This is a genomic window from Salimicrobium jeotgali (assembly GCF_001685435.2).
GTDB classification, from domain to species: Bacteria; Bacillota; Bacilli; order Bacillales; family Halobacillaceae; genus Salimicrobium; species Salimicrobium album.
In genome coordinates, this window is the sequence record NZ_CP011361.2 from 1,384,651 (window position 1) to 1,398,016 (window position 13,366).

The 13,366-nt window shown below is 45.8% G+C and carries 12 protein-coding genes; all 12 read right to left on the bottom strand.

The window, feature by feature from the left end; translation table 11 throughout:
- Positions 1–10: 10 nt before the first annotated feature.
- Positions 11–280, bottom strand: coding sequence for a 30S ribosomal protein S15 (gene rpsO / locus AAV35_RS06940; RefSeq protein ID WP_008587812.1), 270 nt, complete (start codon positions 278–280; stop codon positions 11–13).
- A gap of 124 nt (positions 281–404) precedes the next feature.
- Positions 405–1,175 carry an FAD synthetase family protein gene (locus AAV35_RS06945; RefSeq protein ID WP_008587815.1) on the bottom strand — a complete coding sequence of 257 codons (771 nt, stop codon included), beginning with the start codon at positions 1,173–1,175 and terminating at the stop codon, positions 405–407.
- A 22-nt stretch (positions 1,176–1,197) separates the two neighbouring features.
- A complete protein-coding gene (truB, locus tag AAV35_RS06950) occupies positions 1,198–2,073 on the bottom strand; it encodes a tRNA pseudouridine(55) synthase TruB (protein WP_008587817.1) in 876 nt (291 codons plus the stop codon).
- 53 nt (positions 2,074–2,126) lie between these two features.
- Positions 2,127–2,480, bottom strand: a complete 354-nt coding sequence (rbfA, locus tag AAV35_RS06955; protein WP_008587819.1) for a 30S ribosome-binding factor RbfA — start codon at positions 2,478–2,480, stop codon at positions 2,127–2,129.
- 18 nt (positions 2,481–2,498) lie between these two features.
- Positions 2,499–2,777, bottom strand: a complete 279-nt coding sequence (locus AAV35_RS06960) for a DUF503 domain-containing protein (protein ID WP_008587821.1) — start codon at positions 2,775–2,777, stop codon at positions 2,499–2,501.
- Positions 2,774–4,831: a translation initiation factor IF-2 gene (infB, locus tag AAV35_RS06965; protein ID WP_008587823.1), complete on the bottom strand. Its 2,058-nt coding sequence runs from the start codon at positions 4,829–4,831 to the stop codon at positions 2,774–2,776. Before infB ends, AAV35_RS06960 begins: the two co-directional genes overlap by 4 nt.
- A 4-nt stretch (positions 4,832–4,835) precedes the next feature.
- A complete protein-coding gene (locus tag AAV35_RS06970) occupies positions 4,836–5,153 on the bottom strand; it encodes a YlxQ family RNA-binding protein (RefSeq protein WP_008587825.1) in 318 nt (105 codons plus the stop codon).
- A complete protein-coding gene (gene rnpM / locus AAV35_RS06975) occupies positions 5,146–5,421 on the bottom strand; it encodes an RNase P modulator RnpM (protein WP_008587827.1) in 276 nt (91 codons plus the stop codon). Before rnpM ends, AAV35_RS06970 begins: the two co-directional genes overlap by 8 nt.
- A 21-nt stretch (positions 5,422–5,442) precedes the next feature.
- Positions 5,443–6,549, bottom strand: a complete 1,107-nt coding sequence (gene nusA / locus AAV35_RS06980) for a transcription termination factor NusA (RefSeq protein ID WP_040609073.1) — start codon at positions 6,547–6,549, stop codon at positions 5,443–5,445.
- Positions 6,550–6,566: 17 nt separating this feature from the next.
- Positions 6,567–7,040 (bottom strand): ribosome maturation factor RimP, encoded by a 474-nt coding sequence (gene rimP / locus AAV35_RS06985; RefSeq protein ID WP_008587831.1) that lies wholly within the window; start codon positions 7,038–7,040, stop codon positions 6,567–6,569.
- Positions 7,041–7,240: 200 nt separating this feature from the next.
- Positions 7,241–11,530: a PolC-type DNA polymerase III gene (locus AAV35_RS06990; protein WP_040609105.1), complete on the bottom strand. Its 4,290-nt coding sequence runs from the start codon at positions 11,528–11,530 to the stop codon at positions 7,241–7,243.
- Positions 11,531–11,587: 57 nt separating this feature from the next.
- Positions 11,588–13,288, bottom strand: a complete 1,701-nt coding sequence (locus AAV35_RS06995) for a proline--tRNA ligase (protein WP_008587835.1) — start codon at positions 13,286–13,288, stop codon at positions 11,588–11,590.
- Between the last annotated feature and the right edge of the window lie 78 nt (positions 13,289–13,366).

Below are 13,366 nucleotides of genomic sequence, written 5' to 3' on the forward strand. Positions count from 1 at the left end.
TACCTGTACGTTAGCGACGCAGACCAAGACTTTGGATCAACTCACGGTAACGTTTAATATCATTATTACGTAGATAGCTCAACAGATTACGACGTCTACCGACCATTTTCAACAGTCCGCGACGGGAATGATGATCATGTTTATGATAACGCAAATGGTTGTTCAGTGTAGTGATTTGCTCTGTTAAAACTGCGATTTGAACTTCCGAAGACCCTGTATCATTTTCGTGAGTCTTGTACTGTTCGATAATTTCGTTTTTACGTTCCTTAGTTAAAGCCATTACAGCTCCACCTCCTAAAATTAATTCATTCCCTTGCCCCAAGCGATCGTCGGTGAGTCGAAGCGCCTAGCGAAGGTTCAATTTAAATCATACAAAACTGAAAGAAAAAATGCAACCTTTTGGGTCATTTTCGCAATTCTTTAAGAAAACGGACAGGCACATCCCCATTGCTCTTGTTACGTCCGTCTTTCCATTCAATTCTGCTTCCTTTCACCATTACCTTCCCTCTCTCACCATCAACCTCTGCTTCATATTCTCCGTCTTCGGGATGATGATAATAGAGGGGTATCTCCAGTTCCCCTGCCCCGGCCGGCTTTGCGTATATTACGTAGCTGCGACCGAGAAGTTCATTGGCCGCAATCACCTCTCCTTCGTCCAGCAGTTTTCTTATCCGGGTGGAACTGACCTTTTCGCTATCTTCCTGGAATTCCTCGACGGTGGAAGATATAAATCGGCCATCAGCCAGCTGATCGATGATTTTCATATTACCTTTTCCTTTATGCCCGAATGAAAAATCGAATCCTGCTACTACATGAGCGATACATAGTCCTGCAAAATACTCATCCACAAACGTTTGCGGACTCAAAGATGCCAGTTCCTTCGTAAATGGTACAATGAACAGGTAATCGGCTCCCAATTCTTCTATTAGCTTTTCTTTCACCGGCAAAGGGGTTAAGTATTGGGCATTTTCCACTCCCTTCAATACTACTGAAGGGTGAGGATCGAAAGTCATCACTCCCCACTTCCTGCCTTCTTTCTCTGCTATTCCTTTCGCTTTCATCATTACTTTACGGTGACCTGTATGCACACCATCGAAAAAACCGACAGCTGTTACGCTGGTCTCCACCTGTTCTTTCACACTACTGGTACGGTTATCCAATCGAAACACTTTCATACTTTCTCACCTGCTTCATTTATTACTGTTTAAGTACGCGGATCGGCTTTATCAGGCCCGGTTTATCAGGGTGGTCATGATACAGAGCAAGCAGCTCTCCCTTATGAACAGCGACGTGAATTTCTCCTGCACTCCAGTTGGCCGGGCGATCAAATCTCTGACCATTTCGGATAAGAGATGCCTCTTCTTCCGTGACCTCCCACTCAGGCAAATGAGGGACGGCTTTCTTCATCGGAAGCAGCCCATTGTTCAGTTTATCTCTGTCCAGATCTTCGAGTCTTACACAGTCGATTTCGGTAAAATCCCCGGTACCGGTCCTCGTTAATTCCTTCATGTGTGCAGGCAGCCCGAGAGCTTTTCCTATATCCACGCAAAGCGTTCTTATGTAAGTTCCCTTGGAGCAGACCACTTTCACTCTGAACGATTCCCTGCTCACTCTCTCCATCCAATGCAGTTCGTGAATCGTCACCTGCCGTTCAGGTCTTTCCACTTCCATACCTTCCCTCGCATATTCGTACAATCGCCTGCCATTTATTTTAACCGCCGAATACATGGGGGGCACCTGCGTAATGTCTCCCTGAAAATCCTTCAGAACCTTCTGTATATAGTGATCGGAAATATCGGGTACTTCAGCCGTGTCGATCACTTCTCCCCAGGCATCTTCTGTCTCCGTAGCCGTGCCGAGAGAAATAACTGCCTCGTAAGTTTTTTCTGTATCAGTAAGAAAAGGAACGAGCTTAGTCGCTTTGCCGATACACAGCGGTAATACCCCTTCGACTTCAGGGTCCAGCGTACCGGTGTGACCGATTTTTTTCGTTCCGGCTACTTTTCTTACCTTCACTACACAGTCATGGGAAGTTAACCCTTTGGGTTTCCATAATGGAAAAATACCATCCATATTCCTGTTCCCCTCCAATTATAAATGTAACCCCGGTTTTTGAGAACCCGGGGTTACGTGTTATTCGTGTCGTTCAGATTGTTCAACAGGGACTCGATGCGGTTTCCGCGTTCTACTGCTTCGTCAATTTCGAAAGTAATTTCCGGTGTTTTCCTCAAACGGATTCTCTTTCCAATTTCAGAGCGTATGAACCCTCTGGCTTTGCCCAGTCCTGCAAGCGTATCCTGAAGTTCAGGTTCACCACCGAGCACGGTAATGTATACAGTTGCCTGCTGCAGGTCTCCGGTTACTTCCGCATCTGTCACAGTCACAAAACCTATACGCGGGTCTTTTATCTTTTTACTGATAATGTCCCCGAGTTCTTTTTTGATCTGCTCTGCTACACGATTCGCTCTCATTTCACTCATCTTTCTTCACCCGCTTTCCTAAAGACGTTCCAGAAAGGTATCCATTCGTTCAAATCCCGGAAAAGAATCAATAAAGTGTAACACTTTCTGAATGGTCTGTTCCGCTTTTTTATAATCGTACGAGATGGTGACAACTCCAATTTTGGTCCGTTGCCAGAGATTCTGGTGATCGATTTCGCTCACAGAGACGTTAAATTCGTTTTGAATCCTGGATTGCACACGGCGCAGAACCGCTCTTTTTTCTTTGAGCGATTGGGCACCGTGTATCATTCCATCAATCTCTGCACTTACAATCACGTTCGTTCTACTTCTTCCATGACGAATGGTTCAATGATATCTCCGACTTTTATATCGTTGAAGTTTTTGACGGTTATACCACATTCATAACCCTGCACTACTTCTTTAGCATCATCTTTGTACCGTTTCAGCTGGTCAATTTCACCTTCGAAGATTACGACACCGTCACGGATGACGCGTACGCCAGCGTTCCGGTTGATTTTACCGTCCGTAACATAAGAACCTGCGATGGTACCGATTTTTGAAACTTTAAAGATTTCGCGGACTTCCACCTGACCGATTATTTTTTCTTCGAATTCAGGATCGAGCATTCCCTTCATAGCGGCCTCAATTTCTTCAATAGCTTTGTAAATTACATTATGGAGTCTGATTTCAACGTTTTCGCCTTCGGCAGCCTTCCTTGCGTTACCGTCCGGTCGAACGTTGAATCCGATAATAACTCCGCTGGAGGCGGCAGCGAGGGAAACATCAGACTCTGTGATGGCTCCTACTCCGGTATGGATGATGTTAACTTTCACATCCTCAACTTCAATCTTTTCAAGAGAACCGGCCAGAGCTTCGACCGATCCCTGAACATCGGCTTTAAGGATAAGATTGATCTCTTTCAACTCACCTTGCTGGATCTGTTCAAAAAGATCGTCGAGACTGACTTTCTGGGTTGATCGTCTTTCTTCTTCAATTTTTTGCTGTTTACGTGCCTCACCGATAGACTTGGCTCTCTTTTCATCTTCAAAGACGAGGAAACGATCTCCTGCATGAGGTACGTCATTAAGTCCCGTCACTTCCACTGGTGTAGAAGGAGCAGCTTCTTTCACCCGGCGGCCGATATCGTTGACCATGGCACGCACGCGGCCGTAAGTGTTACCTACAACTACGGAATCTCCGACGTTGAGAGTTCCATTCTGTACAAGAAGTGTTGCGACAGGTCCTCTCCCTTTATCAAGTTCGGCTTCGATGACCGTTCCGAACGCAGGCCGCGCGGGATTGGCTTTAAGTTCTTCCATTTCGGAAACTAATGTAATCATTTCCAGAAGCTCATCAATTCCTTCTCCTGCAAGAGCGGACATCTTCACAAAAATCGTGTCCCCGCCGTAATCCTCGGCAACCAGTTCGAACTGCATTAGTTCCTGCATGATACGATCAGGATTCGCACCTTCCACATCCATTTTGTTAACGGCAACGATGATCGGTACTTCAGCTGCTTTAGCATGTGAAATTGCTTCTCTCGTCTGCGGCATTACGCCGTCATCAGCTGCAACGACAAGAATCGCTATGTCCGTTACCTGCGCACCACGGGAACGCATACTTGTAAATGCCGCGTGTCCAGGCGTATCTAGAAATGTAACTTTTTTATCGTTTTCTTCGATCTGGTACGCTCCGATATGCTGCGTAATTCCCCCTGCTTCTCCTGCAGTGACCTTCGTATTACGGATCGAATCAAGGAGAGTAGTCTTCCCGTGATCAACGTGACCCATTATGGTTACAACGGCAGGACGTTCTTCAAGGTCTTCCGGGTTATCTTCGAAGGTGAGGTTTTCGATATCGGTTTCGTCCACCGCTTCTTTTTCTTCGACCTCCACACCGAACTCGTCACCGATCAGTTCAATCGTATCGCTGTCGAGAGTCTGGTTCTTATTGGCCATAACTCCCATAAGGAGAAGTTTCTTCAATATTTCGGAAGAATCCTTGTTCAGCTTCTCCGCAAGTTCGCTCACCGTAAGTGTGCCTTCGTAAAATACTTTTGAAGGGGTCTCGTTTTTACTTTTTGGTTTTCTCTCCTGCTGTTTGTGAGCTTCCTGCTTATTTTTCGCTTTTTTATTATTGCTTTTCTTTTTCTTAGGCTTTTTCTCTGTGCTTTTCTGTTTATTCTCAGCAGGCTTTTCTTCCTGACCGGAAGAAGGGTTGAACGTTTTATCCAGTTGCTGCTGCGTTTCTTCCGTTATGGCAACCATGTGGTTCGTAACGTCCATCCCCATTTCATTAAGTGTTTCGATCACTTTTTTATTTTCTACATTGTTCTTTTTGGCGTATTCGTAAATTCTCATTTTACTCATACTTTCACCCCCGATTAATTTCCTCGAGTAACGACTGCATTTTTTTGGCGAAACCTTTCTCCGTAACTGCGATCGCAACTCGTCCCGATTTCCCTATTGCCTGCGAGATCGTCTGACGATCGTCCACTTCGAAAATCGGGATTTGATAATAGCTGCATTTGTCATTCAGCTTTTTCTTTGTCTGTTTCCCGGTATCTGCGGCAACTAATACTAGTTTCGCACGTTTCGACTGGATGTCTTTTACGATGGATTCTTCCCCCACCGTTATTTTACCGGCTCTCATTGCCAGTCCGAGAAAATCCAGATAGGTACCTTTACTCAATTTCGGTCACTTGTGTTCTTAACTGTTCGAACACCTCGGAATCGATGCCCGTGTTCAAATGCCTTGCGAGCATTCCCTGTTCTTCTGCGGTATTGATTACAGACAGATCTTTAGAAATGTAGGCACCTCTGCCATTCTTTTTACCGGTCGGGTCTACAAAGACCTCTCCCTCTTTATTGCGAACTACGCGAATCAACTGCTGTTTCGGCTTCATTTCCTGGGTTACTACACACTTTCGTAAAGGTGTCTTCTTTTTTTGTTTAGGCATGAATATTCCCCTTTCTCCTTATCACTCTTCCAAAGGATCAGGATTATCCGCCGCCTCTTCCTCCAGGTCGCTGTCATCATCAAGAAGGCCGTTTTCGAGAGCTTCCGATTCACTTTTAATGTCAATCTTCCACCCGGTTAATTTAGCCGCCAGTCTGGCGTTCTGACCTCTTTTACCTATAGCAAGCGAGAGCTGATAATCCGGCACGATCACCGTCGTTGCCTGTTCCTCTTCATTGACGATGACTTTACGTACTTTGGAAGGACTGAGTGCATTAGTGACATATACAACCGGATCTTCCGACCACTGTACAATGTCTATTTTTTCGCCTTTAAGCTCATCCACTATAGTCTGTACGCGCTGACCGCCCTGACCGACACAGGAGCCGACCGGATCGATTTCCGGATCTTCCGCATATACGGAAATTTTAGAGCGGTCTCCGGCTTCACGTGCCACAGACGTCACTTCTACTGTCCCGTCGTATATTTCCGGCACTTCCATTTCAAAGAGACGCTTCAGTAAATTCGGATGCGTTCTCGAAACATAAACGTGTGGACCCTTATTATTGTTTTCCACTTTTGTAACATAAACTTTAAGACGTTCATGGACGTTGTACGTTTCTTTCGGCATCTGTTCTCCCTCGGGAAGCCGGGCTTCCACTTTACCGAGATTTACGTAGACGAACCGGTTGTCTTTCCTTTGGATAATACCGTTCATAATATCTTCTTCGCGATCGACATACTCTCCGTAAATAATTCCGCGTTCCGCTTCCCTGACTCGCTGGGTCACTACCTGTTTGGCAGCCTGAGCGGCTATTCTTCCGAAATCTGCGGGAGTCACTTCCACTTCCACAACATCTTCGGCTTCATAGTTAGGGTTGATTTCCTTTGCTTCTTCAGTGGAAATTTCCTGCTGGTTATCTTCCACTTCATCCACTACTGTTTTTTGAGCAAAAACTTTCATAGCGCCTTCTTCTTCATTTATACTTACGCGAACGTTTGTAGCGGCATTAAAATTCTTTTTATATGCTGAAATCAAAGCAGCTTCCAACGCCTCGAGCAGAAAATCCTTATCGATGCCTTTTTCTTTTTCCAAATAATTCATGGCATCAAACAATTGCTGACTCACCTGAATCCACCCCTTTATTAATTAAACGTAACTGCCAGTCGTGCTTTGGCTATCTTATTAAACGGCACTTCCAGCGTCTTTCTTCTCGTTTTTATTCTTATTTCAATCTCAGCAACTTCATCATGGAAACTTCTGAGTGTTCCTTCAAATTCTTTTTCCCCTTCTACGGGCTCATAAAGCTTCATGTAGACGTATTCTCCGACATACTTCTCGAAATCCTCTTTCTTCTTAAGCGGTCTTTCTGCACCAGGAGAAGAAACATCGAGGAAGTAAGGGGAATCAACAGGGTCTTCTTCATCAAGTTTTTCACTCAACTTCTCGGAGACGATCCCGCATTCTTCAATATCAATACCATTTTCTTTATCAATAAAAACGCGTAGAAACCAGTTCTTTCCTTCTTTTTCAAATACTACATCGACTAATTCTGCATTAAGATCCTGTAAGATCGGCATGACTAATTGTTCTGTTACTTTAATTACGTCCTGACTCAACCACACGACCTCCTTACGCTATATTTTCTTTTTCTCATGAGAAACCGCTATGATCATTATCATAGCGGCAGCAATAAGCAGGGAGAAGCTCATAAAAAATAGAAACAAAAGAGTGGGCGTATCCCCACTCTTTTCCCTGCTTGCTATCACGTTTCCAACCATAATTAATATATCATAATTGGCTCCGGTACGCAACTTGCCTAGAACAGAGAGAGCTGGTTCTCATCAGGCATGTCTGATAAGCATCCATGATCGTCCAAATACTCAAGTACCGTTTTGGAGATACGGCTCCTTTCCCTCAAATCCTGTTTCGATAAAAATTCACCGTCTTCTCTGGCTTTCACAATATTGATCGCCGCGTTTGTTCCAAGACCGTCGACCGCATTAAACGGAGGAACGAGGGTGTTCCCGTCGACGATGAATTCCGAAGCGGTGGAGCGGTAGAGATCCACACTCCCGAAGTTGTAACCACGTTCACACATCTCAAGTGAAATTTCGAGAACTGTCATAAGGTTCTTTTCTTTAGGAGTCGCATCCAGCCCTTTCTGCTGAATGTCTTCTATACGGCTCCGGATAGCTCCGGAACCTTTAACCATTGTATCCAGTTCAAAATCACTCGCTCTCACTGTGAAATAAGCAGCGTAGAAATAAACGGGATAATGCACTTTGAAGTATGCGATACGAACTGCCATCAATACGTAGGCAGCAGCGTGTGCTTTCGGGAACATGTACTTGATCTTCTTACAGGACTCGATATACCAGTCCGGCACGCCGTGCTTCTTCATTTCCTGGATCCATTCATCTTCAAGACCCCGACCCTTACGTACGAACTCCATAATCTTGAACGCAAGACCCGGTTCAAGACCTTTGTGCATAAGATAGACCATTATATCATCACGGCAGCCGATCACTTCCGGAAGTGTGCATATGCCGTCGCTGATCAGCTGTTCAGCGTTCCCGAGCCAAACATCAGTGCCATGGGAAAGTCCTGAGATGATAACAAGTTCCGCAAATGTTTTCGGTTTTGTATCTTCAAGCATCTGACGTACGAATTTCGTTCCGAACTCCGGCACGCCAAGAGTCCCCGTTTTACAGTTGATCTGCTCGGAAGTGACACCTAAAACATCAGGACCGCTGAAAATTTTCATCACTTCTTCATCATCCACCGGTATATCGTTCGGGTCGATGCCTGATAGATCCTGAAGCATACGTATAACGGTCGGATCATCGTGACCGAGGATATCGAGTTTCAACAGGTTATCGTGAATAGAGTGAAAGTCGAAATGAGTGGTACGCCAATTAGAATCGGTATCATCCGCCGGGAACTGGATTGGTGAAAAATCATAAATATCCTTGTCATCAGGAACCACTATTATACCTCCGGGGTGCTGTCCGGTAGTTCTCTTCACACCTGTACATCCCTGAACGAGTCTGTCGACTTCGGCATTTTTATACTGCAACTGATGATCCGACGCGTACCCCTTCACAAATCCGTAAGCCGTTTTTTCAGCTACCGTGCCGATAGTACCGGCCCGGTATACTTTCTCCTCCCCGAACAGTTCTTTCGTGTAATCGTGAGCTCTCGGCTGATACTCCCCGGAAAAGTTCAGATCAATGTCGGGAACTTTATCGCCTTTAAAACCGAGGAACGTTTCGAAAGGTATGTCCTGACCGTCTTTGACGTATGGAGTTCCGCATTCGGGACAGGCTTTGTCCTCAAGGTCAAAACCACTGCCGACACTGCCGTCCGAGAAGAATTCATGGTGTCTGCAGGACGGACAGACGTAATGGGGAGGGAGCGGATTGACCTCCGTAATATCTGTCATGGTAGCCACGAATGACGAACCGACAGACCCCCTCGACCCTACGAGGTAACCGTCGCTGAGTGATTTAGTCACCAGCTTTTGAGAGATAAGGTAAATTACGGCAAATCCGTTTCCGATAATACTTTCGAGTTCCCTTTCCAGTCGGTTTACGACAAGTTCGGGCAGCTCATCTCCGTAAATACTTCGAGCCTTATTGTAGGACATATCCCGGATTTCCTGATCTGCCCCTTCAATATTAGGTGTGTACAAATCTTCTTTCACAGGGTGGACTTCTTCCATGAGCCCCGCTATTTTGTTCGTATTGGTAACGACAACTTCTTTCGCTTTCTCTTCACCCAGAAAAGAAAATTCTTCAAGCATTTCATTCGTCGTTCTGAAATGCACCTCAGGAAGCGTCTGCCTGCTCAGTGGGTTCCCGCTTTGGGAAGAGATGAGAACCTGTCTGTAAATTTTATCGCGCTCATTAATATAATGGGTATTTCCGGTAGCCGCTACGGGTTTATTCAGTTTTTCACCGAGGGCGGTAAGCTTTTTCAGAATGTCGTACACCTGAGCTTCCGTCTGAAGAATATCTTTTTCTATGAGATGGGCGTAATTACCCACCGGCTGAATTTCTATGTAATCATAAAATTCAGCCACCTTCTCGGCCTCCTCTTCGGATTTCTGCATCATCGTTTCAAAAAGTTCGCCTTTGTCGCATCCGGAACCTACAATAAGGCCTTCCCGGTGCATAGTAAGCCGGGAACGGGGGATGCGGGGGACTCTGTAAAAATAATCGATATGCGATTCCGATATGAGACGGTAAAGATTCTTCAGTCCGGTATCATTTTTAGCAAGTATGATGCAGTGGCTCGGTCTCGAACGCTGATAAGCTTTCCCTTCCCCCATATAGTCGTTTAAATTTTTGTGGTTATATATTTCTTTTTCGTCCATCGTCTTTTTAACCAGCTTCCACAACAGGTATCCTGTTGCTTCCGCATCATAAATAGCCCGGTGATGCTGGGTGAGTTCAATATCAAACTTTTTGCACAACGTATTCAGCCGATGGTTCTTAAGATCCGGGAGCAGGAATCTGGCCAGCTCGAGCGTGTCGATGACCGGGTTCTGAGATTTACTGATCCCCACCGATTCGTATCCCGTATTCAAAAATCCCATATCGAAACTTGCATTGTGAGCAACGAGAATATCTTCTCCGGCCCACTCTTTGAAATCATTAAGTACTTTTTCAATTTCAGGAGCATCGTTTACCATATCGTCGGTAATCCCGGTCAGTTCCACAGTGGTCTCCGACAATGGCTGATGCGGGTTGGCGAATGATTCGAACCGATCCACAATCTCGCCTTCCTCGATTTTCACAGCAGCAAGTTCAATGATTTTATCGTAAACGGCTGAAAGCCCCGTAGTTTCCACGTCGAACACCACATATACCGAATCCTTCAACGGACGGTCCCTGGGCTCATAAGCAATGGGGATCCCGTCATTAACGAGATTCGCTTCCAGCCCATAAATGACCTGGATATCGTTCTTCTCCCCGGCAGCGTGCGCTTCAGGAAAAGCCTGGACTACGGCGTGATCCGTAATGGCAACCGCTTCATGACCCCAGTCTGCCGCCTGCTTAATGAGTGCGGAAGGAGAAACAGGGGCGTCCATTTGACTCATCGTCGTGTGAGCGTGCAGTTCCACCCTTTTTTCTCCTTCAGGGGCTGTATCTTCACGTTCCTTCACTTTGATCTGAATGATGTCGTTCGCCATCATAGTAAGTTCGTTTGTAAAGTTGTCAGTCTGGATCCCCCCGCGCATTTTCACCCACATTCCGGCTTTCACCTGTTTGAAGATTACAGCCTGGTCGTCTCCGCGGGAAAACATTTTCACAGAAAATGAATCGGTGTAATCTGTCACTTTCAGAAGAAGAAGATGACGGCCAGACCGCAATTCTTTTACTTCAGCGTCAAAAATATATCCCTGAAGCACAATACGGCGCTCCTCTTCTTCAATGGAAGACATCGGTACGGCCTCTTCCTGTATTTTATAACCGATTTCCACCGGACCTTTGGGACCCTCCGACTCTTTGACTTTCTCTTTCTCCTCTTTTTCTTTAACAGCTTTCTGGACGAGCAGCTGATCTTCCTGCTTTCGCTCTTCTTTAAATTTCGTTACCGCTTCTCCCTGCTCTTCGAGACGAACGCTGATCTGACACGAAGGGAGGCCTGCCTCTTTACAGTACTCCTGAAACGCTTCCTGAAGTTTCTTCTTCATCGCTTCCCCTTCTGCTTCATTTCTGCATGTTAACATAATTCTGTTACCGTTGATTTCCGGTTTTTGTTCGCATACATAGTCTTTATAAGCAGGAGAAAGCTTCGTCATTTTATTCGTGAATAATTTCCAGTAGTCAAGGATGGTCTCCTCATCGAAAGAGGCTTCCACCTGTGTTTCCCAGCTTACATGAGCCAGTGAACTGAACGTCGATTGAAGAGTTGAAGTGAATAAATCATATACTGTCGCAGGCAACGGGGTCGGAAAGTGAAAGTGGAAATGCCAGCGCTTTTCTTTTCTGTAGACAGAAAGTTTCACCAGTTCACTATCCCTGAAATAACTCCGTATATCCTCCGGCAGCTGCAGCTGTTCGATCAGGTAATGCATTTTCTCCTGATTATTGACGCTCAAATTTTCTTCCTCCCTCACGGCAACAATACCCCTGCCTGATGAGCAGGGGTATTCATTTTATGCCAGCAGATTTTTAATTTCATCCATAAGCGAGGAACGGGCAATTTCCGTTTTGCTTTCCTCATTTCTCATTTTCACTTCCACGATTTCTTCACCTGCCCGTTTCCCTACAATAATTCTCAGGGGAATACCGATAAGGTCACTGTCTGCAAATTTTACTCCGGCTCTTTCCGGACGATCATCGTACAGTACCTCGATCCCCTCATCAAGAAGATCTGCGTAAATATTGTCGGCAAGCACGCGCTGTTCTTCTTTTTTAGGATTGAGGGACAGGATATGAACCAGGTATGGAGCTGCCTGTTTCGGCCATACGATGCCTTTGTCGTCGTGGAATTGTTCCACCATGGCAGCCAGCGTTCTGGATACGCCGATTCCGTAGGAACCCATCACCATCGTCCGGGACTTTCCGCTGTTATCCAGGAAAGTGGCGCCCATGTTCTCGGCGTAAAAGGAGCCCAACTTGAACACATGACCGACTTCAATACCGCGGGCGAACTTGATTACCCCTTCCCCGTCAGGAGAGGGATCACCTTCCTCGACAAAACGCATATCAGCATACTCATCCGGCACGAAATCTTTCCCGGGAGTTACATTTTTATAATGGTACCCTTCTTCATTCGCACCACAACTAACGTTTACAAGAGGTTCCACTGCATAATCCGCAACCACTTTCACTTCTTTCGGAGCACCGACGGGACCGAGGGAACCGAAACCTGTTCCCATAAGCCGGACCGTATCTTCTTCCGTAGCCAAATCTACCACTTTCGCATCCATGAAGTTTTTCACTTTAACGTCATTTACTTCATGATCCCCCCGGGTGACTACGAGAACATACTCGTCATCCACTTTAAACATAATGGACTTCAATCCCCGCTCCAGTTCATGACCGAGATAATCAGCTACTTCCTGCATCGTTTTCCTGTCAGGTGTAGAAACCTTTTCCATTTCTCCGGTAGTTTCCGCAGATTTTTCATACTCATTCGTTACCGGAGCCATTTCTACGTTAGCGGCGTATTTGGAAGTATCCGAATAGGCTATAACGTCCTCTCCCACTTCAGAAAGAACCATAAATTCGTGAGTCTCTTTTCCGCCCATGGCCCCCGAATCGGCTATTACTGCCCGGTAGTTCAATCCAAGCCGTTCGAAAATACGGCAGTAGGCATCATACATGTTCTGATAACTCTGATCCAGGCTCTCAAAGGACTCATTGAATGAATAGGCATCTTTCATTAAAAATTCACGACCGCGTAACAGTCCGAATCTTGGTCGCTTTTCATCCCTGAATTTATTCTGAATCTGATACAAAGTCATCGGAAGTTTTTTGTAAGTGCCCACCTCATTACGTAAGATGCTTGTCATCGCTTCTTCATGAGTTGCACCAAGGGCAAATTCCCGGTCATGACGATCTTTCATTCTCATCAATTCAGATCCGTACGTATACCATCTCCCGCTTTCCTGCCAAAGTTCGGCGGGCTGTAAAGCGGAAAGCAGCATTTCCTGGGCCCCTGCGCGATCCATTTCTTGCCTTATGACAGTCTCTATTTTCGTCAACACGCGTTTACCTAAGGGTAAAAGCGTATAAATGCCCGAGGCCAGCTGCCTTATGTAACCTGCTCTTACCAGAAGCTGGTGACTTGCTATGTCAGCTTCAGCCGGATTTTCTTTTAACGTGGGAACTAGCATTTTACTCTGTCTCATTCCTGACACCTCTCCTCTTTTTAAAAAGGGAAAAGGCGCGAACGCCCTTTTCCCGCTTCTTTTATGTGATTACTGCCT

Bases quoted from the DNA above. Each gene is read 5' to 3' on its own strand.
- rpsO (WP_008587812.1), bottom strand. From the start codon at position 280: ATGGCTTTAACTAAGGAACGTAAAAACGAAATTATCGAACAGTACAAG.
- AAV35_RS06945 (WP_008587815.1), bottom strand. From the start codon at position 1,175: ATGAAAGTGTTTCGATTGGATAACCGTACCAGTAGTGTGAAAGAACAG.
- truB (WP_008587817.1), bottom strand. From the start codon at position 2,073: ATGGATGGTATTTTTCCATTATGGAAACCCAAAGGGTTAACTTCCCAT.
- rbfA (WP_008587819.1), bottom strand. From the start codon at position 2,480: ATGAGTGAAATGAGAGCGAATCGTGTAGCAGAGCAGATCAAAAAAGAA.
- infB (WP_008587823.1), bottom strand. From the start codon at position 4,831: ATGAGTAAAATGAGAATTTACGAATACGCCAAAAAGAACAATGTAGAA.
- rnpM (WP_008587827.1), bottom strand. From the start codon at position 5,421: ATGCCTAAACAAAAAAAGAAGACACCTTTACGAAAGTGTGTAGTAACC.
- AAV35_RS06995 (WP_008587835.1), bottom strand. From the start codon at position 13,288: ATGAGACAGAGTAAAATGCTAGTTCCCACGTTAAAAGAAAATCCGGCT.